The sequence below is a fragment of the Halorientalis salina genome, from assembly GCF_005049285.1.
Classification (GTDB): Archaea; Halobacteriota; Halobacteria; order Halobacteriales; family Haloarculaceae; genus Halorientalis; species Halorientalis salina.
The window spans coordinates 128,045-154,377 of the sequence record NZ_SOSC01000006.1; the positions used below are offsets into that span (position 1 = coordinate 128,045).

A 26,333-nucleotide genomic window follows, 5' to 3' on the forward strand; every position below is an offset into this window, starting at 1 on the left:
GGTACATTCAAACGGTCGCTCCGGCCAGTAAGGGGTATGGCAGACGAAGAATCGATACGGACGAGTTGGATCCTGATCTACCTCCTCCTCGTGCTCGGGCTCGGGTTCGCCGCCGTCCGCGGTGTCGGGGGCAGCATCATGGGAACCGTCGTGCCGGCGCTACTGTAACCGGTCGCCCTACATCGACTCCGGCGCAGCGACACCGAGTACCGACAGCGCGTTCGCCATCGTGTGGCGCGCAGCAGCGACCACTGCGAGCCGCGCGTCCCTGACTTCTTCGTCGGCGTCCAGAACCGGACACTCCCGGTAGAAGGCGTTGAACCGTTCCGCGAACGTGCGCGTGTAGGTCGCCACGACGTGTGGCTGGTGGTCGGCGGCCGACTCCTCGATGACGCCGGGGAAGCGAGCGACGGTCCGGAGGAGGGCCCGCGCTTCCGGCGTGTTAAGGTGTTCCACGTCGAGCGCCGACGGATCGGGGACCTCGTAGCCGGCATCCGCTGCCTCGCCGAGGATGCCACAGGTCCGCGCGTGGACGTACTGGACGTACGGCGCGGACTGGGCCTCGAAGTCGAGCGCCCGCTCCCACTCGAAGGTGATCGCCTTCGTGGGTTGTTTCGAGACGATGTCGTAGCGGACGGCACCGATGCCGACCTGGTGGGCGATGCGTTCGACGTCGTCGTCGTCGAGTTCGTCGTTGCGGAGGCGGTCGTCGAGTCTGTCCTCGACCTCCTCGCGCGCGCGGTCGATAGCCTCGTCGAGCAGGTCGTCGAGGTCGATGCCGGTCCCTCGCCGTGTGCTCATCTTCCCTTCGGGGAGGTTGACGTAGGAGTAGAGCACCTGATCGAGCTGGTCGGTGTCGTGGCCGAGCAGGGAGAGCGTGGTGTCGACCTGCTGGGCCTGGAGCTTGTGGTCCTCGCCCAGAACCGTCACCGCGCGGTCGAAGTTGTCGAACTTCCACTCGTGGTGGGCCAGGTCCCGCGTGGCGTAGAGGCTGGTACCGTCCGAGCGGAGGAAGACGAGGTTCTTCTCGATGTCCGGGAGGTCGAGTTGCCAGGCGTCCTCCTCGTACACTGCCTCGTCGAGTTCCTGCAGGCGAGCGACCAGGTCGTCGGTCGCGCCGTCGCGGATAAAGCGGGTCTCCTTGACGAACTCGTCGAACTCCGCGGGGAGACGGCCGAGACACTGCTTCATGCCCGAGAGCACCTTGTCGACGACCTCGCTGACGCGCTCGTAGGCGTCCTCGTCGCCCTCTTCTAGCCCCTGCATGATGGACTGGATCTCCGCTTCCGCGGCCTCGACCTCCTCCTCGGGACCCTCTTCGAGGAACTCGTTGCCGACGCGGTAGTACCGCACCATGTCGTACTCGATTCGGTCCCGCTCTGGCTCCGGCAGGTCCGACTCGTCGAAGGTCTCGTAGGCCCAGGCGAACACGGCCATCTGGCGGCCGGCGTCGTTGACGTAGTAGTGCCGTTCCACGTCGTAGCCGGCGAAATCGAGCACGTTCGCCAGGGCGTCGCCGATGATGGGGTTGCGGGCGCGGCCGACGTGGACGGGACCGGTCGGGTTGGCGCTCGTGTGTTCGACGACGACGCGCTCGTCTTTCGAGTCGAGTCGACCGTACTCCTCGCGCTGGGCGGCCTCGATAGTGGCCTGGAAATAGGCCTCGCTGGGCAGGAAGTTGACGTACGGACCCTGGGGCTGGACGGTGCCCAGATACTCGTAGTCGGCTGGGTCGATCTCGTCGGCGATGTCGGCGGCGACCTTCGGCGGCGGTGCGCCGACCTCGCCGGCCAGCCGGTAGGCGACACTGGACGCCAGGATCGCGTCGACGTCCTCCGGTGGCTCCTCGATACCGAGGTCCTCAGTGGGGAGGTCGAGCGCCGAGAGCGCGCTCTGCAGGGCGTCCTCGACCTCCGCGCGTGCGGACAGGAACATACGCCCCCTTCTGTGGGACCGTGTATATGCGTAACGAGTCGCCCCGACCGCGGGGGACAGCGCAGTCAGCCGAGGTTGGCCGCGTCGTCGCCCGACGCGAGCGCGTCGAGACATGATTCGACGCTCTCGTGAACGCCGTCCGACCAGCACGGGTAGAGCCCGACGAGGTCCCCGTCCCGTCGGATCGTGAGGGAGACGACTGGGAAGACGATGATCCGCTGCGTGGGCGGCCCCGCCGAAAGCAAGCCGCCGACCGCCTTGCGCGACTCGAAGAAGGGTTCGAGTTGGAGGCCGGCACTGTCGGCCACGGCTTCGAGTTCCTCGTACAGCGCGACGGCATCGGCGTCGGCCACGTCGTCTTCGGCGGCCGGGACGTTCACCCGGGACCCTACTCGTTCGATCCGCAGGTCCGGGACCGTCCCCTCGGCCTCGAACGCACGCAAGCGTTCGAGGACTGCCTGCTGGCGACGCGCTGCTGCCCCGGTCGGTGACGCCCGGAGATGGGCCGTCACCGTGATCGTCGCTGCCGTCTCCCCCGTCTCCGCCTCGCCCGTCGTCTCGTCCTCGGACGCCTCGGCCTCCACGACATTGGTAGCCATACCCATACTTGCGGAACATACAATAAAAATCTTTTTCCCAAATCAAGCATCGGCCTATAGCAAAAATAAGCAGACATTCGTATTATTATATAGATCAGACCAGGACTTTGTCCACCGGCAGGGCAGCGAACCGGTCTCGACAGGGACACCCGGGTGCTTTTGCCCGCCGGCGCACAACGCCACTCCAACATGAGTGACTCGGAGTCCGGGGACGGGGGACCGAAGCAGGTTTCGGACCCTAACTACCACAGCGTCAACCACACCGCCGCCCAGACCTGCGGGTGGACGAAAAATGCCCTCAAAGGCGAGGGAAAATGTTACAAAAATATATTTTATGGGATAGAATCGCACAGATGTATACAAATGACGCCGGTCGTCAAGTGCAACGAGCGGTGTGTCTTCTGCTGGCGGGACCACGCGGGGCACGCCTACGAGATGGACGAGGTCGAATGGGACGACCCGAGTGCCGTGGCCGACGCCAGCCTCGAACTCCAGTCGAAGATCCTCTCGGGCTTCGGCGGCAACGAGGAGGTCCCCGACGAGGTGTTCGAGGAGGCCATGGAACCGCGCCACGTGGCAATTTCCCTCGACGGCGAACCCAGTCTCTACCCCTATCTGCCGGAACTCATCGAGGAGTTCCACGAGCGAGACATTACGACGTTCCTCGTCTCGAACGGGACGCGACCCGAAGTCCTCGCCGAGTGTGACCCGACCCAGTTGTACGTCAGCGTCGACGCCGCCGACCGGCGGACGTTCGACGAGACGGTCAAGGCCGTCGAGGACGACGCCTGGGAGAACCTCATCGACACGCTGGACGTGCTGGCCGAGAAAGACGAAACCAGAACGGTGCTGCGGACGACCTGCATCAAGGGGCTGAACATGGCCCACCCCGAGTGGTTCGCGGCGATGTTCCAGCGCGCGGACCCGGACTTCGTGGAGCTGAAGGCGTACATGCACGTCGGCCACTCCCGCGGTCGGCTGGGTCGGGACTCGATGCCCGAACACGAGGAAGTCGTCGACTGGGCCGAGGAGGTCATGGCCGACATGCCCGAGTTCGACGTGTTGAAGCAGGTACCCGCCTCGCGGGTCGCACTGCTGGCGAAAGAGCGCAACACGCTGGTCCCGAAACTCCAGAAGGATAGCGACTTTTGGGCTCGCGACCCGGTTTCCGGAGACTGACGCGGCTTTTTGCTCGCGGAGACCGTGTTGGTTCCATGGAGATCGTTATTCTTGCCTTCGACGGCTTCGACGAACTGGACGCGATCGGTCCCTTCGAGGTGTTCGAGAACGCGGCTCTGGCCGGTGCGGACCTGACGACAGCGATACGAACCGTCGATGGGGCCGAACGGGTGACCGCCAGCCACGGACTCGAAGTCGGGGCCGACGGTGCCCTCTCTAAGGCGGACCCGGACGTGCTACTGGTGCCGGGCGGGGGCTGGAACGCGCGAAACGACGAGGGTGCCTGGGCGGAGGCCGAACGCGGTGCGATCCCGGACGCGGTCCGCGATCACCACGAGCGCGGCGTCACTGTCGCAGGCGTCTGTACGGGCGGGATGCTCCTTTCGCGGGCCGGGATTCTCGACGGGCGGCCGGCGGTCACCCACGCCGGCGCGCTGGAGGACCTGCGAGCAACGGAGGCCGAGGTCGTCGACGCCCGCGTCGTCGACGACGGCGACGTCCTGACGGCCGGCGGCGTCACGTCGGGGTTAGACCTCGCAATGCACTTCGTCGAGCGGGAGTTCGGGGCGTCCGTCGCCCGGGCAGTCCGAACGGAGATGGAGTACGAGCCAACGGGAACGGTCCATCGACTCTGAAGCGAGCGCGATCGAAACAACGCTTTTAGGACGGTAGTCCCTAACTTCTGATCAGGAAACGCTGTTTGCGTTCCTTCGCGTTCCATAGTTGAGACGTATCCCACATTCGTTACGCTTATCCGGAGGAATCCCTAACGTGTGGATATGGCACAAGCGACGGGGCGGACGGTCGGCTACGACGAACTCGCGACGCTGAAGTTGCTGGCCCTGGCGGACGCGCTGGATGGGCAGCAGAAGGTATCGTGTTCGGCGCTGGCCGACGACCTGGACGCCTCGAACCAGACCGCGTCCCGGCGGCTACAGGGACTCGAGGACGCGGGCTACGTCGAACGCGAAATCGTCAGCGATGGGCAGTGGGTCACGATCACGCCCGAGGGCGAGTCGGCGCTCCGTCGGGAGTACGCCGACTACCGCCGGATCTTCGAGCGCGACGCGAGCATCGAGCTCCAAGGGTTCGTGACCAGCGGCATGGGCGAGGGCCGACACTACATCTCGCTGCCGGGCTACATGGAGCAGTTCATCGACGAACTCGGGTACGAGCCGTTCGCAGGAACGTTGAACGTCGACCTGACGGCCGAGAGCGTCCGGGCTCGGGCCGGCATGGCCGCACTCGAACCCGTCGGGATCGACGGCTGGGAGGACGACGAGCGCACGTACGGTCCGGCCTACTGTTATCCCGCGGCGGTCGAGACCGAGGACAGCATCTACGAGCCGGCCCACGTCATCGCCCCGGAACGAACCCACCACGACGAGGACCAACTGGAGGTCATCGCCCCGGTGAAACTTCGGGAAGAACTGGGCCTCGAAGACGATCAGGAGGTCACGATCGATGTCACGGAGCGATAAGATGCGCCAGTCGTCGAGCACCGTCGACGCGGCGGTCGCCGCCTTCCGGGCCGGCCAGCCCGTACTGATTCACGACGCCGCCGACCGCGAAGGCGAGACCGATCTGGTGTATCCCGCGGGCGAATTGACCCCCGACGCGGTCGCCCGCATGCGAAACGACGCCGGCGGACTGATCTGTACCGCCCTCTCCCACGGGGTGGCCGAGACCCTGGAGCTCCCCTTCCTGCAGGAGACCATCGACCACCCGCTGTCGGCCGACCACGACCTGGCGTACGACGAACGGTCGTCCTTTTCGCTGACGGTCAACCACCGCGACACCTTCACCGGCATCACCGACGAGGACCGCGCGCTGACCATCACGGAACTGGCCGACGTCGCGGCCGACCCCGACCTCGACGCCTTCGCCGAGCAGTTCCGCGCCCCCGGCCACGTCCACCTGCTGAAGGCCGCGCCCGGCCTCCTGGACGACCGACTGGGTCACACTGAACTGGCCGTTGCGCTGGCCGCCGCGGCCGACCAGTCGCCCGCCGCCGTGGTCTGTGAGATGCTCGACGACGAGAGCGGCGAGGCGCTCACCCCCGCGGCCGCACAGTCCTACGGCGAGCGCAACGACATCCCCTACGTCGAAGGCAGTCAACTCGTCGAGCGACTTTCGTAAGCCCGTTTTTTCGGTTTTCGCCGTTTTCGCGTCCAGTACCGTCAGTTTCAGCTATCGATCGACGATCGGCCCGCGACCACTCCATAAACCACTATTCGCAATATAAAATTCTGCGTTCGCAGTGAGACGCCGACACAGCGAAACCGGCGAAAACAGCGGCGAGCGTGTCGCTATCTGGGCGTCAGTCGAGCTGGCGAAAAACCGGCCCGGGACAGTGACTCGGCGGGATTCCCGCGAACGGAGAAGCGGGAAGTCGGCGAGGGAATGAGACGAACGAAGTGAGTCGAATGGACTCGGCGGAAGTTACTCGTCGACGGTGACTGGTGTCTGGTTGAGGTAGGCGTTGAACGTCTCGACGTCGCCGGTGATGATGCGGCCGATGTTGGCCTCGTATCCCCCGACGACGTAGTCGCCGCCGTTCTGCGGCTGGCGCGGTTCGGGAATGTGAGCGCGGCCGTCATCGACGCTGACGACGACGTGGTACTCGACCGGCGAGTTGTCGTAGAAGACGTAGTAGCCAAAGCGGGCGTTCGATCCCTGGATCCCGTTGGTCCAGGGCTGGTGGTACTGGCTGTCGATCTGTTCCTCACGGCTGATCCGCAGCGAGACGTCAGGTTGGTACGTCCAGGTCCCCCGGTTTGCGAACCGGATCCACTCGTGGTACTCCGAGCCCCCGACCATCTCTCGGATGTCCTGAGAGTTCGGCATTCGGCCGAGCGTACTCGATGGACCATCATAAATCGCCCTGAATGTCCCGAATTCCAACCATTGAAGCCACAGACCGAACGCGTCTCAGGACTCGTCGTCTGCCAACGCGGCGACGCGGCCGTCGCCCAGAACGCCTCGTTTAGCGGCCGTGTCCAGCGAATCTCGCCGACCCGCCCGTCGATACCGGTGGCTGGGCGTCGTGGTTGTCGGATGTACGCCCGCTCCGAACCGCCGCTCGACCGGTAGTGGAGGAGCGATTTCACGGAGCACTGTGACCGACTACGGCCGATTTCGTATAGCGGCATTCAGTTTATCTTCAGTCAGTGCGGGTTCTGCCCGAATTGGGAGGGCAGCGGAGTACCAGCGGGTCGCGGGCGGCACGGAAACGGTTAAGGCCGAATTACGCCAAGGGCAACCAGACAATGGGTTTCGACGAGATGGACGTCGATCTGATCTGGCAGGACGGAGAGTTCGTCGACTGGGAGGACGCACAGGTCCACGTCCTCACGCACGGGCTCCACTACGGGACCGGCGTCTTCGAGGGCGTTCGGTGTTACGACACGGAAAAGGGGCCCGCGATCTTCCGCTGGGAGGAACACTTAGATCGGTTCTACCAGTCGGGCGATCCGTACGACATCGAGATCCCCTACGAGAAGGAGGAACTCACGGAGGCGACGGAGGAACTCATCCGCCGGCAGGACCTCCAGTCGTGTTACATCCGCCCGATCGCCTTCTACGGCTACGACATGCTCGGGCTCAACCCCGAGAGCTGCCCGGTCGAGACGGCCATCGCCGTCTGGCCGTGGGGCGCGTATCTCGGCGAGGAGGCGCTCGAAGAGGGGATCGACGTTGCGGTCTCCTCCTGGCGCAAGTACGCATCCAGCCAGATGCCGACCAACTCCAAGACGACCGGGACGTACGTCAACAGCGTGCTCGCGTCACAGGAGGCAAAGGCGAACGGCTACACGGAGGCCATCGTCCTGAACAAGGAGGGCAACGTCGCCGAGGGACCGGGCGAGAACGTCTTCCTCGTGCGTGACGGCGAACTGTACACGCCCGGACTGGCCGAATCGAACCTCGACGGCATCACCCGCCGCAGCGTCATCACTATCGCCGAGGACCTGGGATACACCGTCCACGACGGCGCGACGGTCTCACGGAGCGAGCTGTACACGGCCGACGAGTTGTTCTTCACGGGAACGGCGGCCGAACTGACGCCCATCCGGAGCGTCGACGACAACGAGATCGGCGCGGGCACGAAGGGGCCGGTGACCGACGAGATCCAGCAGCGCTTCTTCGAGATCATCGAGCGCCGCACCGACGAGTACGACGACTGGTTCCGCTACCTCTGAGCGGCGGCTCCCCGCCGGTTACCGGTTCTGGATCATCCGCTCGACCGAGTTCATGATGCCACCTTTCCCGAGCGCGCGGTCCATCGCGTTGCTGAGCCGCGACTGCTCGAAATAACTCCCGAAGGCGAGGAAGGTGGGGGGCCAGAGCCCGACGAACAGCCCCATCTCCCGGTTGCCCTGGACGAAAAACTCGTACCACGACAGCAGTACCGACGCCACCGCGGCGACGATGTACGGGTCAGTGCTCGACCGCTGTGCGACTTCGACCGCCGCGTCTTCCTCCTGGGTTCGCGTTGCCATACACTGCCCGTAGCGCCAGGACGTCCTTAGTTAGAAGCCGCGTTGTCGACCCTGCCCAGCGAACACGGCGAGTCGGGGCGAGTAGAGCTATCGTACGCCCAACGTGACCGTTCTCGGGTGTTTTCGGCGACCGGGCGGACCGCAGCGACGGGTCCGGCGGCGAGGCCGCCAGTAAGGGCAGCGAAAAGCTATCAGTCGTCGTCGTTCCCGGTAGTCGGTGCGCCGCCGTCGGAGTCGGTCGCCGGTCCGTCCTCGCCGTCGCCGACCATCTCCTCGGTGACGGCGATAGAGATGCCGTTGTCCCGTGACTCACCGAAACCAGCGCTGAGCACGCGGGTCAGGGCGTCCTCGACGCCTTCGTCGGTCTCCTCGTACCGGTCGGAGTCGACTTCGATCACGTACCCGGTGGTGATGTTCGGGGAGGTCGGGAGGAACAGCACGTCGCGGCCGTCCGGGGTCGTCTTGCCGGTCTTGAACGCGGTCATGCGGAGGCCGTCCCACACTTCGAGTTTGACCGGCGTCTGGAGTTCTTCGGTCCCGGAGACGGCGGTTTCGACGGCCATCTTCGAGGCGTTGTAGACCACCCGCAGGCCGGGGAGACGGTTCATCAGGTTGTCGATGACCTCCTCGAAGATGTCGCCGAAGGCGGTGCGGCTGAGGTAGCCGACCGAGAGCACCAGGAGGAAGAACACGACGAGCGTGAGGGCGACGCGCAGCGTCGGGTCCTCGATGGGGACCGGCACCGACGCGAGCTGGTTGTAGATGATCGCGACGATGTAGGCGGTGACGATGAGCGGCAGGAGGACGATCAACCCACTCGCGATGTCCCGTTTCCAGGCAGCCATTGAACTGGGCGACGTTTCCCACCGCTCCCCCTACTAGTTGACGATTGCCCGCAGCGCGAAGAGGAGGTTCCCCTTGCGCTCTGCCAGCCGCCGATAGAAATACGAGAGCCACTTCGACCCGTAGGGAACGTACTGCCGGACCTCGTAGGACCCCGCCAGGTCGTACTGGGCGTCCTCGCGAACGCCCATGAGCATCTGGATCTCGAAGTCGGTCCCGTGCTCGGCGTGGAGGTCCGTCGCCAGATCGATCATCTCGGGGTCGTGACTCCCCACGGCGATGCCGCCGTCGAACGTCTGGAACATCCGCTCCAACAGTGATCGGTAGGCCTCGTCGACGCGCGCTTTGTCCGTATAGGCGACGTCGGCTGGCTCGTCGTAGGCTCCCTTGACCAGCCGGACCTTCCCCGGCAGCGTCGCCAGCCGCTCTACGTCGTCGGCCGTCCGCCGGAGGTTGGCCTGGACGCAGACGCCGACGCCCCCGTCGTGGGCGCGAGTCTGGGCCTCGAAGGCGTCTAGCGTCGCGTCGGTCGTCGTGTGGTCCTCCATGTCGAGCCAGACGAACACCCCCTCGGTCGCAGCGCGGTCGACGAGACGGTCCAGGTTCTCCCGGAAAACGGTCTCGGACACGTCCAGGCCGATCTGGGAGGGCTTGACCGAGATGCACGCGCCCAGGTCGGTGCCCGCGATGTCCGCGACCAGTCGGCAGTACGTCTCGGTGTCGGCGTCGGCCGGCGGGCGCTGGTCGTAGTGCTCGCCGAGCAGGTTGAGGATGGCGCCGACCGACCGCTCGTCGAGTCGCCGGGCGTGTTCCAGGGCGGTAGCCGCCCCTTCCCCGGCCACGAACCGGCGCGCAATCGGGGGGATCATACCAGTGACTATCGGCTAACAGGCAATGAGTGCGGTGGTGGGCAGGGAGCGGTCGAACCGAACCCACCGCGGTTAAGGGTCCTGACAGCGAGGATACGGGTAGCAATGGATATCGTGGCGGTGCTCGTGACGGCGTTCTGGGCGATGTTGCCCGCCTACGTGCCGAACAACGCGGCCGTACTCACGGGCGGCGGACCGCCCATCGACGGGGGACGGACGTGGGGCGGTCGCCGCCTGCTCGGCGACGGGAAAACCTGGCGGGGAACCGTGGGCGGCATCGCGGCTGGGGCGGTCCTGGCGCTCCTGTTGAACGCGGTCCGGCCCACGCTCGACGAACTGATCGCGGTCGAGTTGCCGGCGGCGTTCCCCCTGGCGGCCGTCGTCGCGCTGCCGACGGGCGCGCTGTTGGGTGACATCCTCGCCTCTTTCCTGAAGCGGCGGACCGGGCGCGAGCGCGGCGCGGCGTTCCCCGGCGTCGACCAGCTCGATTTCGTCGTCGTGTCGCTGGCGCTGACGGCCGTCGCCGCGCCGGGCTGGTTCGGGGCGACGTTTACCCTCCCCGTGCTGGCGACGGTGCTGGTCATCACGCCGCTGTTGCACGTCAGCACGAACGTCATCGCCTACAAGCTCTCGCTGAAGAGCGAACCCTGGTAGGCGTGGTTTTCAGTCGGCTCTGTCGAGCGAAAGTCGAACCACCGAGCCGTCGGCGTCGTTCTCGAAGGAGACCGAGCCGCCCGAGCGGCGGACGATGAGCACGACCAGCCACAGCCCGACGCCGCTGGAGTGGTGCAGGGGCGTCTCCTCGCCGTCCTCGAAGACGCGCAGTTCCGCCTCGGGGATGCCGGGGCCGTCGTCGCGGACCTCGATGGTGACCGTCTCCGCGTCGCAGGTGGCCGAGATCCGGGCCTCGGGGGTCGCAGTCTCGGCGTGAACGACCGCGTTCTCGACGAGGTTCGCCAGCGCCACCGGTAGCGTCGGGAGCGCCCGGACCCGGCAGTCCGCGTCGAAGGTCTGCGTGACGGTGAACGGGTCGACGCTGCCACGGACCCGCTCGACGGCTTCGTCGACCGCCTCCGCGAGGTCGTGTGTCACGCGCTCGTTATCGCTGGTCAGGACCCGTTCGATGGTCGAGGCCTTCCGGCTCCGGGAGGCGATATCGTCGCTTTTGTCCTGGATCTTCCCCGCGAGGGCGGCGGGGTCACCGGTGGTCTTGCGGGCGATCTCCTCGGCGTAGCCGTCGACGACGGAGACGTCGTTTCTGATGTTGTGCCGGAGCACGCGACTGAGAACCTGCTTCAGAAGGTCCAGTTCCGCCTCGCGGTCCTTGAGTTCGGACACGTCCCTGAGGACGATGACGCGTCCCTCGACGAGACTCTCACCGGAACGGACCGGCGAGATCTGCAGGTGGAAGTGGTGCGTCTCCCCGTGCCGGTCGACCTGAATTTCGGTGTCGACGACGGTCGTCGACTCGAACTGCTCGACCATCGCGGGGAACTCGCCGAAGAAGTCCCGCCCCGGCGTCCCGACGGCGTCGTTCTCACTGACGTCGAACAGTTCGAGCGCGGCCGCGTTGATGTCGACGACCCGGTCGTCGTCGTCGAGCGTGACGACGGCGTCTTCCATCTGGTCCAACACCGTTTTCCGGGCGATGGGGAGGAGTTCGAGCAGTCGATACCGAAACAGCGCCCACGCGAACAGTGCAGTCGTCACCAGGAACGCGAGCGGCGTCAGGTCCAGGTCGGGATAGGGCGTGATCCCGGCGACGAAGAGGATGTTCGCGACGAACGGGATCAGCGCACCGGCGAACAGCATCCCCGTCTGGTTGCGACGGATGCCCTGTGCGTTGCGGTAATCGTCGAGAAAGAGTGCGAGCCCGGCGACGACGAGGGCGTAGGAAAACAGCGCCTGGACGTAGAACCACGGGCCGAACTCGGCGTGAAACACGCCGATGCTGTCCACGTACCGGTAGGTGAAGACGTACTGGGGGCCGAGCCAGATGACGGCCTGGCTGAAGAGGGGAAACGCGAACAGCCAGAACCAGCGCGAGCGCCGTTCGATGCGTCGGCGGCGGACGTACTCCAGCGCGAGCAGGAACCAGGCGATGGTGACGACGTCGGTGAAGAAATACCGGAGGTTCACCGCGACGAAGGTGGGAGCGGTGGCGTCGACGACGAGGCTGAGCCCGTAGGTGCTGGACCACCCGGCGACGGAACACACGAAGACGACGAACCAGCGAGTGCCCGGCTTGCCGCTCTGCTGTGCGGCCACGTACGCCATCAGCAAGGCCGGCACGAGCGTGGTCACCAGGGCGACACCCAAGACGTCGACGGCGAGTACCATCTGTGCGACAACAAACACATATGAGAGGATATACTAAAAATTGTACCCCGCCACCGGCTGTAATCAGGGGGTCATCGCCGAACTGGTGGGCTTTTCACCACGGACGCCAGAGGGAGGGGTATGAACGCCCGCGGCAGGACGCTCCGGTTGGCCACCCGGGGCTCGGACCTCGCGCTCCGGCAGGCAGCGTCGGTCAAGTCGACACTGGAAGACCGCCGGCACGCGGTCGAACTCGTCGAAGTGGAGACGACCGGCGACCAGATACGTGACGAACTCATCCACCGGCTCGGGAAGACGGGCGCGTTCGTCCGGAGTCTCGACCAGAAGGTGATGGACGGGGAACTCGACGGCGCCATCCACTCGATGAAGGACATGCCGACCGAACAGCCCGACGACCTCGTGGTCGCGGGCGTCCCGGAACGCGCGGCCGCCGAGGACGTGCTCCTGACGCCCGACGGCACCGGCCTGGCGGACCTCCCCGAGGGCGCGACCGTCGGCACGTCGAGCCTCCGTCGACAGGCCCAGTTACTCGCCGAGCGACCGGATCTCGACGTGCAGCCGCTCCGTGGCAACGTCGACACGCGCATCGAGAAGTTGCTCGCGCCCGGCCTGCAGGCCGAACACGAACGGCGGATCGACCACGCCGAGGGCGAGGGTGGGTTCGACAGCAGCGAGGAGGACGCCCTGGAGTTCGACCAGGAGACCGAGAACTGGTTCAACGAGCTTTCGGAGATCGAACGCCGGGCGATGGAACGGGACATCGACACCGAGTACGACGCCATCGTGCTCGCTCGCGCCGGACTGGAGCGGGCGGGCCTGCTCCACCACGTCGAACACGAGTCGCTCCCGAAATCGACGTTCGTCCCCGCGCCGGGACAGGGGGCGCTGGCCGTGACCGCCCTCGACGGCGACACTGCCGAGAGCATCCGGGAGACGATCGACCACCCGCCCGCGCGGGTCGCGACCAGCGTCGAGCGCATCGTCCTCGACGAACTCGGTGGCGGCTGTGTCGCCCCCATCGGCGTCAACGCCGTCCTCCAGGGCGCGGTCGTCCACACGACGGTCCGCGTGCTCAGTCGCGACGGGAGCGAGGAGGTCAGCGCCGGGCGGGACCTCCCGGTCGAGAGCCATCCGCGAGCCGCCCGCGAACTCGCCGCCGAGTTGCGCGAGCGGGGCGCGGCCGACCTCATCGAGCAGGCCCGCCGCGAGGAACCCGACGACGCGAAACGAGAGGAATAAATGGGCCCGGCAGCGAACGGACGGCAATCATGACGGACGACGCCGATATCGCCGAGGGGACGGTCTACCTGGTCGGCAGCGGCCCCGGTGACCCCGAACTCCTGACGGTGAAAGCGAAACGAATACTGGAAGAGGCCGACGTGGTGCTCCACGACAAACTGCCCGGCCCCGACATCCTCGGGATGATCCCCGAGGAGAAACGCGAGGACGTGGGCAAGCGCGCCCGCGGCGAGCGGACCTCCCAGCAGTACACGAACGAGCGAATGAGCGAGCTCGCCCACGACGGCAAGACCGTGGCCCGGCTGAAAGGCGGCGACCCGTTCGTGTTCGGCCGCGGCGGGGAAGAGGCCCGATACCTGGCCGAACACGGCGTCCCCTTCGAAGTCGTGCCGGGCGTCACCTCGGCCATCGCCGGCCCGGGCGTCGCGGGGATTCCCGTGACCCACCGGGACCACGCCTCGTCGGTGTCGTTCGTGACCGGCCACGAGGACCCGACCAAGGAGAAGTCGGCCGTCGACTGGGAGGCGCTGGCCGCCACCGGCGGCACCATCGTCGTGCTGATGGGCGTCGGGAAGCTCCCGGATTACACGCAGGCGCTGCGTGAAGCCGGCATGGACCCCGGAACGCCGGTCGCGCTGGTCGAGCGGGGCACCTGGCCCGACCAGCAGGTCGTCACCGGGACGATGGACACAATCGTCGACGCCCGCGACGAGGCCGGCATCGAACCGCCGGCCGTGACGGTCATCGGCGACGTGGCCGCCGAGCGCCAGAACGTACTGGCTTTCCTCCGGAACGAGCGCACGGAGGGAGCGTGACGCGGGACCTCCGGGTCGCGGCGTTTCGCCCTGACGACGAGCGCATGGCCGAGGCGGTCGAACTGATCGAGTCGCTGGGCGCGACGCCCGTCGCCGACCCCATGCTCGCCGTCGATCCGACGGGCGCGGTCCCCCGGACCGACGCCGACTTCACGATTCTGACCAGCAAGACCGGCGCGGAACTGGCCGGCGAGGCCGGCTGGCAGCCCACCGACACCACGCTGTGTGCCATCGGCGATCCGACCGCCGACGCACTCGAAGCCGAGGGGTACAGCGTCGATCTGATCCCCGAGGCGTTCTCCTCGACCGGCCTCGTCGATACCCTCGAAGGAAAGTGTGGTGGGGCACGGGTAGAGGTCGCCCGGTCCGACCACGGAAGCGACGTGTTGACCGACGGCCTGAACGCGGCCGGCGCGTTCGTCCACGAGACGATCCTCTACCGGCTCACCCGACCCGACGGGGCCGGGGAGTCGGCCGCGCTGGCCGCCGAGGGCGACCTGGACGCCGCGCTGTTTACGTCCTCGCTGACCGTCGAGAACTTCCTCGACGCCGCCGCGGAACGGAACGTCCGTGAGGGGGCCATCGCCGGCCTGAACGACCCGGACACCGTCGTCGGCGTCATCGGCGAACCGACGCGCGAGACGGCCGAGGGACTCGGTATCGGCGTCGACGTGGTCCCCGACCGCGCGGACTTTTCGGAACTGGCCCGAACCGCCATCGAGACCGCCAGGTCGGATCACGACCGCTGATTCCGTCGTAGGTACTATCCAGGGGCCGTCAGCCGGAGGTTCCGGGCGCGGAACGCACGCCCTTTCTCGAAGACGGCCATCATCGGGTTCTGGCCGAGCGGTCGAAAGGAGATCTCGTAGCCGCGTTCGTGGTTCCGGCCCGCGACGCGGTACGTCCCGTCGTCGTCGCCGGCGGTCGTCAGGACGATCTCGTGGTCGGCACCTTCGATCTCGAAGGCGAGGGTGTCGCCCGGTTGGGCCGCGAGCAGTCGAGCGCAGTCGGCCGGGCACGCATACACGGATTCTGGGCGGTGCAACGAGGGAACGTCGCGGTCGGGGTCGGTGTACTCGGCACCGATCCCGTCGGAGACGATGAGCAGAGTGACCCCGTAGTTCCGGTCGGGATTGTGGAGGTGGACGGCGGTCCGTTCGCCCGAGGGGTCGATGCGAGGGCCGGCCAGCCACGCTCGGTGGGAGTCGAAATCCGCGCGGCGGAGGCCACGGGCCGCCATCGCTGCCTCGTCGGCCTCACCTGTCGCGTGGGCGATCGCAGTGACCGACCCGACCAGAAACGGGCCCTCGTCGTCACGGTCGGTGCGGACGGCGACCCAGGTGTCGAGCGTCGCGTGGGTGAAGACGTGTTCGGCGGTCGAGAGGTCCCGATCGACGAGAGACGGGCCGGCGGCCTCGACGACGGTGAGCGCCCCGCGTGCGGTCTCGCGGACGACCGGGTGGGCGTCCGTCCGGCAGCACTCGCGTAACACGCGACGGGCCCACGGCGGGTCGTTGGCGGCGATCGCACGGCAGGCGCTCTGGCGGACGCCGGGCTCCTCGGACGCGGCCAGTTCCTGCAGGCGCTGTGAGACCACGTCGAGCAGGCCCGGATCGGTTCGTTCGAGCGGGACCAGGGTTTCCAACACGAACCGCTGGACGGGCGGATGCTCGTCGAGCAGCGAGCGGGTAATGGCATCGACGTGTTCGTGGATGACCTCCGGATAGCGGGGGGCGAGCGATGCGAGCGCCCAGGCGACGTTCTCGCGGACGCGCTCGTCGTCGGTGAGCGACGGGAGCAGGTCCGCGACGGCGAACCGCAGCCGCTGGGGGCGGACAGCGGCGAGTTCGGCGAGCGAGCGGGCCGCGCCCATCCGAACCGGGACCGACTCGTCGGCGAGCGCGTCGACGAGCGCCTCCGCGACTGGCCCGACCGCCGTCGGATCGTCGACGGCCACCTCGAACAGGGCGTTGGCGACGGCACGCCGAACCGGCTCGTGGTCGTCGGCGAGTCCGTCGGTCAGTCGAGCGAGCGAGCCGTACAACCGAGCCGGCGTCGCCGTCGCGACCTCCGACAGCGACTGTGCCGCCGCTTCCCGCTCCTCCGGCGTCCCTGAAAGCAGTGCCTCGAAGGGTAACGACGACGGCATTGTGACGTGGTAACTAGTCTATCCAGTTTCTCGTAAATCTTCCGCCGCAGCCGACGCGAGACGGGGGAACAACCGATATAACGGTGATACGTCGACGAGGTGTCGACCGGAGGTTTAAACCGGAGACCGCGATATCGAATCCATGATGGCCGGACCAGTGCCAGCGCTCGACGACCGGGCCACAGCGTGTGCAGGTCGCCTCCAGGCGGCCGATTCCGTGTTGCTCGCCTCGCACATCGACGCCGACGGGTTGACCAGCGCCGCCGTCGCCGCGACGGCGCTCGAACGCGCGGGGATTCCCTTCGAGACCGTGTTCAAAAAACAGCTCGACGCGGCGGAGATCGCGTCGATCGCCGCCCGAGAGTACGATACCGTCCTCTTCACCGACTTCGGGAGCGGGCAACTCGACGTCATCACCGAACACGAGGCCGCGGGCGATTTCACGCCCGTCATCGCCGACCACCACCAGCCCGCCGAGTCGGACACCGAGTTCCACCTCAACCCGCTGCTTGAGGGCATCGACGGTGCCTCGGAACTGTCGGGCGCGGGCGCGAGTTACGTCCTCGCCCGAGCACTGGAAGACGACAGCGTCGACAACCGCGACCTGGCGGCGCTGGCGATCGTCGGTGCCGTCGGCGACATGCAGGCGGTCGGCGGCGAACTGGTCGGGACCAACGAGCGCATCGTCGAGGAGGGCGTCGCCGCCGGCGTCGTCGAGGAGGGGACCGACCTCTCGCTGTACGGCAAACAGACCCGCCCACTGCCCAAGCTCCTGGAGTACGCCAGCGAGGTGGGGATTCCCGGCATCTCCAACGACCAGGCGGGGTCGATCAAATTCCTCGACGATCTCGGACTCGATCTGAAGGAGAACGGCGAGTGGCGGCGCTGGGTCGATCTGACCGCCGACGAGCGCCAGACCGTCGCCAGCGCGCTGGTCCAGAAAGCGGTCAAGCGGGGCGTGCCGGCCGACAAGATCGACGGGCTCGTCGGGACCACTTACACGCTGCCGGCCGAACCCGAGGGGACCGAACTCCGGGACGCCAGCGAGTTCTCGACCCTGCTGAACGCGACGGCGCGCTACGAGCGCGCGGACGTGGGCCTGGCAGTCTGTCTCGGCGACCGCGATGACGGATTGCAGCGCGCCCGCCGACTGCTCCAGAACCACCGGCGGAACCTCTCGGAGGGCCTGGAGTGGGTCAAAGAACAGGGCGTGACCCGCGAGGAACACCTCCAGTGGTTCGACGCCGGCGAGGCCATCCGGGAGACCATCGTCGGCATCGTCGCCGGAATGGCCGTCGGCGTCGACGGCGTCGACCCGGACGTGCCAATCATCGCCTTCGCCCGCAAGAACGACGAGGAGACGAAGGTCTCGGCCAGGGGGACCGGTCGCCTCGTCGGGAAGGGACTGGACCTCTCGGTCGTGATGGGCGAAGCGAGCGCGGCGGTCGGCGGTGGCGGCGGCGGCCACAACGTCGCTGCCGGCGCGACCGTCCCCGCCGGCCGCGAGCAGGAGTTCATCGAGCACGCCGATCGTCTGGTCGGCGAGCAACTCGGCTAGAGGCACTCAGGAGCGGTCGATCGTTCGTTCGAACTCCTGTATCGCGTCGTCGCTCCCGGCGACGAACACCTCGTCGTCAGTCCGGACCGTCGCGTTCTCGTCGGTCCGGACCGCCCCGTCACGGGCGACTGCGACCACGGTCCACCCCCGCTCGGGATCGCCCCGGAGTTCCGCCAGCGACCGACCGGTAAACGACGCCGCGTCGGCCCTGACGAGTCGGATCTGACTCACCGGATCCATCACCTGTTCGCCGTGGACCTCGGCCGCGACCAGCCGCGCCGACACCTGCTGGACCGAGAGCACGTAATCGGCACCCGCTCGAAACGCGGCCGACGCCTTCTCCGTGTCAGTCACCCGGACGAGGATCTCCAGGTCCTCGGCCAGCGACCGGGCCATCGCCACGGTCAACAGCGCAGTCGCGTCGTCGTCGACCGTGACGACCAGCGCCGAGGCCTCGTCGATGGCAGCCGCCCGGAGCGTCTCCGGTTCCGTGACGTCACCGACGACATCGGGATCACTCGCCGGGGACTCGTCGATCGTCGTGACCGAAACGTCCGCCGGGAGCGTCTCGCGTGCCACTGTTCCGCCCTCACCGAGTCCGGCGATGACGATGCGAGAGTGGGCCGACCCGCGCAGTCGCCGCACGCCAGCCACCTCGGCCGAGACGGCGTCGATGGCGCTCTCTGGACCAGCGACGACCAGCACGGTGTTAGGGGTGAGTCGGTCGTCGGGCGACGGGGGCAGGCGCAGTTCACCGTCGAACCACCCGGCGACCAGCGTGAGGTCCGGCCGACGTGCGACCGGCGAGTCCCGGACACGGACTCCGTGGAGCGGACTGTCGTGGCGGACGAGGATCTCGCGGATCGAAACCGGGTCGCCGTCGGTCGGCGCGTCGACCGAGACCGGCGTCGTCGCCTTCTCCGCGAGCCGTTGGCCGATGAGCGCGTGTGGCGCGACGCTGCGGTCGACGCCGATCTCGGCGAGCGCGGCTTTCCGACGGGTCGAGGCCGTGAAGCTGATCACCCGGAGCTCCTCGTTTTCCTCAAGGGCCGTCAACACGACGCTCGCCGTGCTGTCCCCGGCGTCCGTAATGAGCAGCGACGCCGTCTCGATGCTGGCGCGGTGGAGGTCCGATCGCACCTCCGGGTCGCCGTTGATGGCCTGGTAGCCGTCGTCCGAGAGCCGGATCGCCTCGTCGTCGTCGGACTCGATGAGGACGTAGTCCACGTCCAACTCTTCGAGTTCGTCGAGGAGCACCTCGGTGTCGCGCTGGTACTCGGCGACGACGACGTGCTCGTGTTTGGCCGTGAGTCGGTCGTCGAGGTTGAGCGGCGACCGCTCGAACAGCGGGATGACCAGAACCCGAAGCGTGACGAACCCGATGACGATGCCGGTCACCTGCATCCCCGCGACGAACATGTTCATCAGCGGCGTCGTCCACGGCGAGTCCGCCCCGTAGCCCGTCGTCGTCATCGTCTCGATGACCGTGTTGAACGCCTGGAAGATCGATCGCGGCCGATCTTCGAGCGTCCGCATTCCCCAGTAGTAGAGCACCACGAAAGAGAGGATGACAGTGCTCAGACCGAGCGCGTAGACGACGAGTAACCGCTGACGCCGGGTGAGGTTGTCGGGATGTAACCCCTCGATAGTGCGAAATTCGCGCATCCTACAAGAACCGGGTCCGCCGCAGGTATCAATCCTGTTCCCACGAGACTCGGGCGTGACCGTGAACTCGAAGCGCGCCATGAAAACAGTGGAAGCGCAGAGGACTCGCTCCGCTTCGTTCGCGTTTTGATCGCGAAACGTGGGACCGCCGTGGACTCGCTCCGCTCGTCCACGTGTTCCCATTTTTGCGTCGCAAAAAGTGGGACCGCCCGGATTGTGAACTACGCGAACACGGTCGCTCGCTGACGCTCGCGCTGCGTGCTCTCTCGTTCAAATCGGGGATCGCTTTCTCGACGCGGCGCTCGCGAGTGAGCGCCGCAAAAAGGTCAGTGGGACCGCCCGGATTTGAACCGGGGTCACGGGCACCCAAGGCCCGAAGTATACCAGGCTAACCCACGGTCCCGCACGTATCACTCCCCGATGGGCAGTGGTAAGGGTTTCGTTGCGAACCGACCACGCCACCGCCTGACTCACCCCGACGACACGTCGGGCCTGGCGTCCGGGCGCTGCGGGACCGGTCAGGACGGGGCGATTTGACTCCGAATGACTGCGTATCGCGCCGCAAAGGAGTCCTCACCGCGGAAACAGTCCGTCGCCACCGCCGCCGGGTCGAACCGGGCCTCGCCCGACTGCCCGTTAGCGACGAACACCAGTCCCTCCTCGCCCTCGTGCCAGCGCCCGCCGACCGTCCGCCGGAGCACCTCCGCGAAGTACCCGCCCGCCTCGACGACGCGCGCGGCCAGGTAGCCCGAATCCGCCGCGTTCGCCGCCGGGAGGTCCACGTCCGGTACGTCCTCGGCGGAATACTCCTCGGCGACGAGCGCGTCGAGTCGCTCCAGCGATTCCGGCGAGAAGTCCAGGTCCTGACCCGGCCACGTCGCTGCGAACGCCACCGCGTCCTCCTGAATCCCGTCGGGCGTCAGTCCCTCGTCAGTTCCCGTTCCGTCGTCGAGGTCCAGCGCTTCCGGTTCCGAGTCGTCTCCCCCGGAGTCGTCCGCCGATTCTGTCGTCTCGTCACTGCCGTCCGCGTGCGGGATCACGTCGTCCATCGACCCCGTCGGCCCGTCAGACTCGGGTTCCGAGTCGGACTCGTCGGTCGCCGACGCGTTCGACCCACCGGTCGGGGGTTCGACCGACTCGTCGGCGGGGTCCGTGGCCGCGTCGTCGCCGGAACCGACCGCTGCAGGCGGTTCCTCCTCGAGAGCGGTCGCGTCCGTACTTGTCGTTTCAGACAGACCGGTGTCGGCGGACGAGGCCTCACCGCCGTCGTCGATGCCCACGATTTCGGCGGGCGACAGCGATTCCGACCGTTCCGCGTTCTCGTCAGGCGACTCGTCGGTCGACCCTCCAGTAGCAGGGGAGTCGTCCACGGGAACGTCCGGTGCCTGCGTGGCATCGGCCGGTTCGTCGTCCGGAATCCCGTCGAGGGAATCGTCTCCCGCCGGTCGGTCCGGTTCCCGTGTCGGAACGGCTGGCGCCTCCCGACCGGCGTCTTCGGCGACAGCGGTGATGGCGTGTGCGAACGACCGGCTTCCGGTCAGCGCCACCTCGGCGACGTCGAAAACCGGGACAGTAATATCGCTCTCGCCCTCGGCACCCGGGACGACGACAACGACCGCGTCGCTTCGGCGGGTCCACTCGGCGTCGAGTTCACGGACCAGCACCTCGCCGTAGTAACAGCCGAGTTGCTTGAGCAGTTCCGTGTACATCTTCGAGTCCATGTCCTCGCCGCCGGCTTCGACCCCGTCGAACTCGTCGTCGGCCCACTCGCTCTCGACGAGTACGTCCAGCCGCGCGAGCGAGACCGCCGAGAAATCCAGGTCGTAGGCGTCCCAGAAGGCCGCGAACTCCTCGGCGTCCGGGCGAAAGTCCGGCCGCAGGTTCACGTCCTCGTCGGCCGCCTCGGCCTCGTCGTCCTCGCCGAGGTCCGCGCCCAGTTGTGCGGCGAGGTCGGTGAACACGGGTTCCTCGGCGAAGGCGTGGCTCGCGACCTCGAACACGTCGACGGTCCGTGCCTCCTCGCCGGTCGGCACGGTGACCGCCCAGTGGTCGCCGTCCTCGGTCCACTCCCCGTCGAACTCGCGGACGAGTACCTCGCCGAGATAGCTGCCCGCGCGGATGGTAAAGCCCGTGTGCATGTCCGCGACACGTTCGCCCCCGTCGTCGCTGTCCTCGCGTATCACGTCGAGTCTGGCCCCCTGTTTCCGGGCGAACGCGTCGAGTCGTTCCAGCGATTCGGCCGAGTAATCCAGGTCGCACTCCGCCCACGCTCCGACGGCGTCGACCGCCTTGTTCCGGAAGTCCATCGGCGTCGGATCCCGCACGTCGAGTCGCGGTACGGTTCCTGCAGCAGCCGACAACTCGTCGCTCGGGTCCGCCGACTCCTCGTCGTCGAGCAGCCCGCGAACCGAATCGAACAGCCCCATAGCGTAGGCACTGCACGCCGCGAGAATAGGTCTTTGGGCGGCAACAGCGCTACTGATCCTCGTCTTTCAGCTCCATGTCCGCGACGATGCCCCTCGGGTCTTTCCCCTTCCGGATCCCGTCGAGCATCAGGAACGCGTCACCGGGAGCGAGGAAGTGTCTCGTCACTGCTCGGCCCATCGGCGTGGGGTCGAGACCGTCGATGAACTCGTATTCGAGCAGTTTGGCGATCGCGTGTTTCGTCGGCACCTCGCCGACCATCCGGTCGTTGAGTCGCTTCGCGCCCTTCCCCGCGACGGTGACGTTCGCCAGCGTCTCCTCGACCGCGGAGGCCTCGTCGTACCGGGTGACCACCGGCTCCATCTCGCCTTTCAGGAGCTTGAAGGCCACCTCGTCCTCGGTCATCTCCATGCTGTTGTGATACGAACAGTCCGGTTCCACCAGCAGGTAGACGGTCCCCTTGTCGTGGTAGTCCGGTCGCCCGGCGCGGCCGAGCATCTGGCTGAACTCCTGGACCGTGAGCCACTCGATGCCCATCGCCAGCGAGTCGAAGATGACCTGCGAGGCCGGGAAGTCCACACCCGCCGCCAGCGCCGCCGTCGTCACGACCGCCGCCAGGTCCTGGTCGGCGAAGTCGGATTCGACGCGTTTGCGCCGCTTGTAGTCCAGCCCCGCGTGGTAGGGGGCCGAGGAGTACTGCAACTGCCGGCTGATCTCGTGACACCGCCGCCGGGAGTTCGTGAAGATGATCGTCTGCCCACGATACCCTTTTGAGGATTTCTGGTCGAACGCGCGCTTGACCAGTTTCTTCTCGGTCTCGATCTTCTCGCGGCCGTCGGCGAACGTGACGTGACGCTCGATGGGGACCGGGCGCTCCTCGAACTCGATGAGTTGGGCCCTGAGCTTCTCCGCCAGGTTGCCGGGATTGCCGACGGTCGCCGAGAGGTAGATCCACTGCGTCTCGCTGTGGGCGTCGCCGCCCGAAGAGTTTTGCTCGCGGGCTTCGCCCGCTCGCTCGTTCCGGGACGACTTCGTCGTCCCGCGCTGCTCGCAGTAGTACTTCAACCGAGAGATCAGCCCGTCCAGGCGATGCCCGCGCTCGTCCTCGCCGAGGGTGTGGACCTCGTCGATGACGACCGTCCCGATATCGCCCAGGTCCTTCCCGGTCCGGAGCGCGTGGTCGATACCTTCGTAGGTACCGACGATGATGTCGGCGTCCGGGGAGAAACGGTTGCCGTCGTCGTTGATGCGGCTGGCCCCGACTCGGATCGTCACGTCGGCGATGTCGCCGTAGCGCTCCTCGAAGGCCTCGTGTTTCTGGTTGGCCAGCGCAACGAGGGGCACGAGAAAGAGCATCTTCCCCTCGCCGTTGAGCACGCGGTCGAGCCCGGCCATCTCGCCGATGAGCGTCTTTCCTGTCGCAGTGGCGCTCACCACGAGCTGATCTTTGCCGCCGAGGGCACCGTTCTCGACGGCGAGGCTCTGGACTGGGAGCAGTTCCTCGAACCGGCCTTCGATCTTCGACTGGATGCCGGGGTGCATCGACAGCGAGTCGACCCGAACGGGGTCGACCTCGTCGAGCGTCGCGCTGATCTCGTCGAACTTGGTGAGGTCGGGGTCGAGTTGCCCCGAGAGCAGGTTCGTGATACGTTCTAAGTCCTGCACGTCGAAGAGGAGTTCCTCCAGGCGGTCGCGTGCGCCCGCGCTCATCTCCCCGCGCATGGCCAGTTGGCGGTCGAGTTCCTGGCTGGCACAGTCCGGGCAGATGGACTCGTCGTCGGCCTCGATGGCCGTCTCCGAGGTGATCGGGGAGTACTTCCCGTCGCTGGCGCAGTGGCGACAGGTCCGGACGACCTTCGCGTCCAACTGATAGGCGTCGAGCATCTCACGGAGTTCCTCGCGGCCATGCGAGGAGGTCTGCTGGGAGATGCGGATGCGGGTCGCACGGCGGGCGATGTCGACGAACTCGTCGGGATTGCGCGGCTCCTCGCTGGTCCCCTCCTTGATGCGGAACTTGCCCGGGCGCGGCCCGGCGCTGGTCTCCTTGAGTTCGAGGACGGCCTGGAACAGCCGCTGTCCGTCCCGCTCGATGACCGCCCGGTAGTCGTCGCCGACCTCGTGGAGGAACAACGTGTCGACCTGCGCGACCTGCTGTGACACGATCAGTGGTATGTAATCGTGCTATTTCAAGCGCTCGGAAGTTCGGCGAGCACCGAGGTGACGCAAACAGGACAAGACGACACTTGTCAATCGGTGATACCGACAGACACGATGAGTCAACGCTCGACCGCGCGTGTGTTCTTTCTCGTCGGTCTCCGCTGTACTCCCGGCGTCGTCTGCCTCGTTATCGGCAGTAGGATCAGGCTGTTCGAGTCCCGATGAGCCGAGACGGTTACTCCTCGGCCAGTCGGATCTCGCCGTCGCCGTTCTGTGGCGGAACAACGTGTTGACCTGCTGCGACACGTTCGGGGGCGTAGTCGTGCAATTTTCCAGCGCTCGGAGAGCCACGATTCGCCTCCGTACACTACGCTCCCGAAGCGTTTACTCCCTGCAGACCAATCACCCGCGTATGGCTCGCGCTGACACTGGTGACGACGATGGGCAACGAGAGATCAAGTTGCTCGAAAACCCGAACGGGCAGTGGACAGCGCGCGATCTCCGGGTCGAAATCAGCGCGCAGGGGGAAACACGAGAGGCAGCCTTAGAGAGCCTGGATGCTGTCGTCGACGCAGTAACTGGTGACGGCGGCCACGAACCCACCGACGAGGAGTTACGGGAGTTGGGCGTAGACCCGGAGACGGCGCGGTCGCAGGGCGGCGAGCTTCCAGACGTCCTCAAGTAACGGATGGTCACGCGAGATTTCTCCGGTGAGGACGTGTACAAGGTTCTCGTCAACGTCGGTGGCTTTCGCCACATCCGGACGACCGGCGATCACCTGATTCTCCGCTGGGACCCGCCAACCGATCACGACGACACAGATCCACGGATCGTTACGGTCCCGGCCCACGATTCGATCAGTATCGGGACGTTACGTGACATCGCTGACGACGCGGGTGCAGACGACTTCCAGGCCTTCTGTGCGTGGATCGACCGGCATTCGTGATCCCATCGCAACGTTTGATTGCCATCGTTCCCACCACCACTTTCTGTTAGCACACCACAGGCAGAAAGCACTTAGCTCACTGTCAGAAGAGTTAGGCCGATGGACTGGGACCTGTTTCCCGCCTTCGTGCTCTGTGTCGTCGGGCTAGGGGCCGTCATCGGTGCATTCGTCGCGTTTCCGAACGCAGGGCAGGTGGAGTACTACCACTCCGTCGAGCGCGTGTCGAACGACACCGTTCCCAACGATTCGAGACCGCTCGCGTCTGACGACCTCTCACCGGAGGCACGAGCAGTCTTTCGAGACGCTCGGAACGCGCCGGACGACGAGGCGATCGTCACTGACCCCGAGCAGAAACCGCCGGAGTTCGAGTACGTTGGCGATCAGGAGAACGTCTACTACGTTCGAGACGACGGCTCGTACTACCAGCTGCGGACCGGCAAAATTGGTGGCGGACCCCTTGCGATGTTTGGGCTCGCGGTCAAGGGGTTTCTCGGGATCAGTGGGCTGGCCCTCCTCGGTATCGGCGGTGACTCCCTTCGAAGACGGGAACTCCAAACCCCGTTAGCAACGCTCGGCATCCTCATCGCGTTCGTGAGTCTCGTCGCCGTCAATTGGATCCTGGACCAGATGCTCGGCGTACTCCTTCCGATCTGGGCGTGGGCTATCGCCATCGCCCTCGCCGTGATCGTCCCCATCAAAGTGACCGGCAGGGTCGTCGATCAGTCCTCGGCTAACTGAATCTCGTCGTCGCCCGTCGGCACCGCACAGATGAACGAACCTTCCTCCTCGCCTTCGTTGCGGTACCAGTGGACAGTCTCGGCAGGAATGAACAGCGAATCGCCGGCCGAGACCGTGTGCTCTTCGTCTTCTATCCCCACCGTGTACTCCCCGGCCAGCACGTACTGCTCGTGTTCGATCTCGTTGGTGTGTTTCGGGATTTCGCCGCCGGGTGCGAGCGTGAAGCGGCGAATCGCCAGGTTGGGTGCGCCGTGGTCCTCGTTGATGAGGACGCCCTTCCGGACGCCGTCGGCCGCTCCCACGTCCTCGTACTCGACGTCCTCGGCGTCTCGGATCACCGCTGTCGGCTCTGTCGGTTCGCTCATACACCAGCGAGGG

Annotated in this window: 26 protein-coding genes and 1 tRNA gene; 14 read left to right on the forward strand and 13 right to left on the reverse strand. The window is 66.5% G+C overall.

The features are described from left to right. Positions 1-36: 36 nt before the first annotated feature. Positions 37-168, forward strand: a complete 132-nt coding sequence (locus E2481_RS19025) for a hypothetical protein (protein WP_256867900.1) — start codon at positions 37-39, stop codon at positions 166-168. A 9-nt stretch (positions 169-177) separates the two neighbouring features. Here E2481_RS19025 and argS read toward each other — a convergent pair whose 3' ends face one another. Continuing rightward, complete coding sequence (gene argS, locus E2481_RS12545; protein ID WP_136717496.1) at positions 178-1,935, reverse strand: arginine--tRNA ligase; 1,758 nt, start codon at positions 1,933-1,935, stop codon at positions 178-180. Positions 1,936-2,000: 65 nt separating this feature from the next. Continuing rightward, complete coding sequence (locus tag E2481_RS12550; RefSeq protein WP_136717497.1) at positions 2,001-2,534, reverse strand: HTH domain-containing protein; 534 nt, start codon at positions 2,532-2,534, stop codon at positions 2,001-2,003. 189 nt (positions 2,535-2,723) lie between these two features. Between E2481_RS12550 and twy1 the strand changes: the two genes are divergently transcribed. From twy1 to ribB, 4 genes are all read left to right on the forward strand, one after another. Next, complete coding sequence (gene twy1 / locus E2481_RS12555) at positions 2,724-3,713, forward strand: 4-demethylwyosine synthase TYW1 (RefSeq protein WP_136717498.1); 990 nt, start codon at positions 2,724-2,726, stop codon at positions 3,711-3,713. A gap of 35 nt (positions 3,714-3,748) precedes the next feature. Then, positions 3,749-4,348 (forward strand): DJ-1/PfpI family protein, encoded by a 600-nt coding sequence (locus tag E2481_RS12560; RefSeq protein ID WP_136717499.1) that lies wholly within the window; start codon positions 3,749-3,751, stop codon positions 4,346-4,348. A gap of 144 nt (positions 4,349-4,492) precedes the next feature. Next, complete coding sequence (locus E2481_RS12565) at positions 4,493-5,194, forward strand: DUF120 domain-containing protein (RefSeq protein ID WP_136717500.1); 702 nt, start codon at positions 4,493-4,495, stop codon at positions 5,192-5,194. Further along, on the forward strand, positions 5,178-5,852 hold the full coding sequence (gene ribB, locus E2481_RS12570) for a 3,4-dihydroxy-2-butanone-4-phosphate synthase (protein ID WP_136717501.1): 675 nt from the start codon (positions 5,178-5,180) through the stop codon (positions 5,850-5,852). The genes E2481_RS12565 and ribB overlap by 17 nt, the downstream gene beginning before the upstream one ends. Positions 5,853-6,155: 303 nt before the next feature. Here the strand turns inward: ribB and E2481_RS12575 are convergent, their stop codons facing one another. Further along, positions 6,156-6,560 carry a hypothetical protein gene (locus tag E2481_RS12575; protein WP_136717502.1) on the reverse strand — a complete coding sequence of 135 codons (405 nt, stop codon included), beginning with the start codon at positions 6,558-6,560 and terminating at the stop codon, positions 6,156-6,158. Between the two features lie 422 nt (positions 6,561-6,982). Here E2481_RS12575 and E2481_RS12580 point away from each other — a divergent pair, with 422 nt between their 5' ends. Then, positions 6,983-7,912: a branched-chain amino acid transaminase gene (locus E2481_RS12580; RefSeq protein ID WP_136717503.1), complete on the forward strand. Its 930-nt coding sequence runs from the start codon at positions 6,983-6,985 to the stop codon at positions 7,910-7,912. Between the two features lie 18 nt (positions 7,913-7,930). On the opposite strand, the gene E2481_RS12585 is transcribed toward E2481_RS12580, so the two are convergent. From E2481_RS12585 to E2481_RS12595, 3 genes are all read right to left on the reverse strand, one after another. Beyond that, positions 7,931-8,212, reverse strand: a complete 282-nt coding sequence (locus E2481_RS12585; RefSeq protein ID WP_136717504.1) for a hypothetical protein — start codon at positions 8,210-8,212, stop codon at positions 7,931-7,933. A gap of 191 nt (positions 8,213-8,403) precedes the next feature. Beyond that, positions 8,404-9,057, reverse strand: coding sequence for a DUF502 domain-containing protein (locus tag E2481_RS12590; RefSeq protein ID WP_136717505.1), 654 nt, complete (start codon positions 9,055-9,057; stop codon positions 8,404-8,406). A 33-nt stretch (positions 9,058-9,090) separates the two neighbouring features. Next, the gene (locus E2481_RS12595; RefSeq protein WP_136717506.1) at positions 9,091-9,924 is read right to left on the reverse strand and encodes a proline dehydrogenase family protein; all 834 of its coding nucleotides are present in this window, start codon (positions 9,922-9,924) and stop codon (positions 9,091-9,093) included. A 105-nt stretch (positions 9,925-10,029) separates the two neighbouring features. On the opposite strand from E2481_RS12595, the gene E2481_RS12600 reads away from it, so the two are divergent. Then, the gene (locus E2481_RS12600) at positions 10,030-10,578 is read left to right on the forward strand and encodes a CDP-2,3-bis-(O-geranylgeranyl)-sn-glycerol synthase (RefSeq protein WP_136717507.1); all 549 of its coding nucleotides are present in this window, start codon (positions 10,030-10,032) and stop codon (positions 10,576-10,578) included. A gap of 9 nt (positions 10,579-10,587) precedes the next feature. Here the strand turns inward: E2481_RS12600 and E2481_RS12605 are convergent, their stop codons facing one another. Continuing rightward, positions 10,588-12,264, reverse strand: coding sequence for a histidine kinase N-terminal 7TM domain-containing protein (locus tag E2481_RS12605; protein WP_136717508.1), 1,677 nt, complete (start codon positions 12,262-12,264; stop codon positions 10,588-10,590). Positions 12,265-12,384: 120 nt separating this feature from the next. Between E2481_RS12605 and hemC the strand changes: the two genes are divergently transcribed. Genes hemC through E2481_RS12620 form a run of 3 tightly spaced genes read left to right on the forward strand, consistent with a single transcriptional unit; the run spans position 12,385 to position 15,067 of the window. Further along, positions 12,385-13,503: a hydroxymethylbilane synthase gene (gene hemC, locus E2481_RS12610; protein ID WP_136717509.1), complete on the forward strand. Its 1,119-nt coding sequence runs from the start codon at positions 12,385-12,387 to the stop codon at positions 13,501-13,503. A gap of 29 nt (positions 13,504-13,532) precedes the next feature. Continuing rightward, positions 13,533-14,318 carry a uroporphyrinogen-III C-methyltransferase gene (gene cobA, locus E2481_RS12615; RefSeq protein WP_136717510.1) on the forward strand — a complete coding sequence of 262 codons (786 nt, stop codon included), beginning with the start codon at positions 13,533-13,535 and terminating at the stop codon, positions 14,316-14,318. Continuing rightward, complete coding sequence (locus tag E2481_RS12620) at positions 14,315-15,067, forward strand: uroporphyrinogen-III synthase (RefSeq protein WP_136717511.1); 753 nt, start codon at positions 14,315-14,317, stop codon at positions 15,065-15,067. Before cobA ends, E2481_RS12620 begins: the two co-directional genes overlap by 4 nt. A 14-nt stretch (positions 15,068-15,081) precedes the next feature. Here E2481_RS12620 and E2481_RS12625 read toward each other — a convergent pair whose 3' ends face one another. Next, the gene (locus E2481_RS12625; protein ID WP_136717512.1) at positions 15,082-16,467 is read right to left on the reverse strand and encodes a HEAT repeat domain-containing protein; all 1,386 of its coding nucleotides are present in this window, start codon (positions 16,465-16,467) and stop codon (positions 15,082-15,084) included. 145 nt (positions 16,468-16,612) lie between these two features. Between E2481_RS12625 and E2481_RS12630 the strand changes: the two genes are divergently transcribed. Continuing rightward, complete coding sequence (locus E2481_RS12630) at positions 16,613-18,025, forward strand: DHHA1 domain-containing protein (protein WP_136717559.1); 1,413 nt, start codon at positions 16,613-16,615, stop codon at positions 18,023-18,025. 6 nt (positions 18,026-18,031) lie between these two features. Here E2481_RS12630 and E2481_RS12635 read toward each other — a convergent pair whose 3' ends face one another. From E2481_RS12635 to E2481_RS12650, 4 genes are all read right to left on the reverse strand, one after another. Continuing rightward, a complete protein-coding gene (locus E2481_RS12635) occupies positions 18,032-19,690 on the reverse strand; it encodes a potassium channel family protein (RefSeq protein ID WP_136717513.1) in 1,659 nt (552 codons plus the stop codon). 330 nt (positions 19,691-20,020) lie between these two features. Next, positions 20,021-20,093, reverse strand: a tRNA-Pro gene (locus E2481_RS12640). Positions 20,094-20,208: 115 nt separating this feature from the next. Continuing rightward, positions 20,209-22,116 carry a hypothetical protein gene (locus tag E2481_RS12645; protein ID WP_136717514.1) on the reverse strand — a complete coding sequence of 636 codons (1,908 nt, stop codon included), beginning with the start codon at positions 22,114-22,116 and terminating at the stop codon, positions 20,209-20,211. 49 nt (positions 22,117-22,165) lie between these two features. After that, positions 22,166-24,274, reverse strand: a complete 2,109-nt coding sequence (locus E2481_RS12650; protein WP_136717515.1) for a DEAD/DEAH box helicase — start codon at positions 24,272-24,274, stop codon at positions 22,166-22,168. Between the two features lie 409 nt (positions 24,275-24,683). Between E2481_RS12650 and E2481_RS12655 the strand changes: the two genes are divergently transcribed. From E2481_RS12655 to E2481_RS12665, 3 genes are all read left to right on the forward strand, one after another. Further along, complete coding sequence (locus E2481_RS12655) at positions 24,684-24,956, forward strand: type II toxin-antitoxin system HicB family antitoxin (protein ID WP_136717516.1); 273 nt, start codon at positions 24,684-24,686, stop codon at positions 24,954-24,956. Between the two features lie 3 nt (positions 24,957-24,959). Beyond that, the gene (locus E2481_RS12660; RefSeq protein WP_136717517.1) at positions 24,960-25,217 is read left to right on the forward strand and encodes a type II toxin-antitoxin system HicA family toxin; all 258 of its coding nucleotides are present in this window, start codon (positions 24,960-24,962) and stop codon (positions 25,215-25,217) included. A gap of 99 nt (positions 25,218-25,316) precedes the next feature. Further along, positions 25,317-25,955: a hypothetical protein gene (locus E2481_RS12665; protein WP_136717518.1), complete on the forward strand. Its 639-nt coding sequence runs from the start codon at positions 25,317-25,319 to the stop codon at positions 25,953-25,955. Here the strand turns inward: E2481_RS12665 and E2481_RS12670 are convergent. Further along, positions 25,937-26,320 carry a cupin domain-containing protein gene (locus E2481_RS12670; protein ID WP_136717519.1) on the reverse strand — a complete coding sequence of 128 codons (384 nt, stop codon included), beginning with the start codon at positions 26,318-26,320 and terminating at the stop codon, positions 25,937-25,939. The genes E2481_RS12665 and E2481_RS12670 overlap by 19 nt on opposite strands. Between the last annotated feature and the right edge of the window lie 13 nt (positions 26,321-26,333).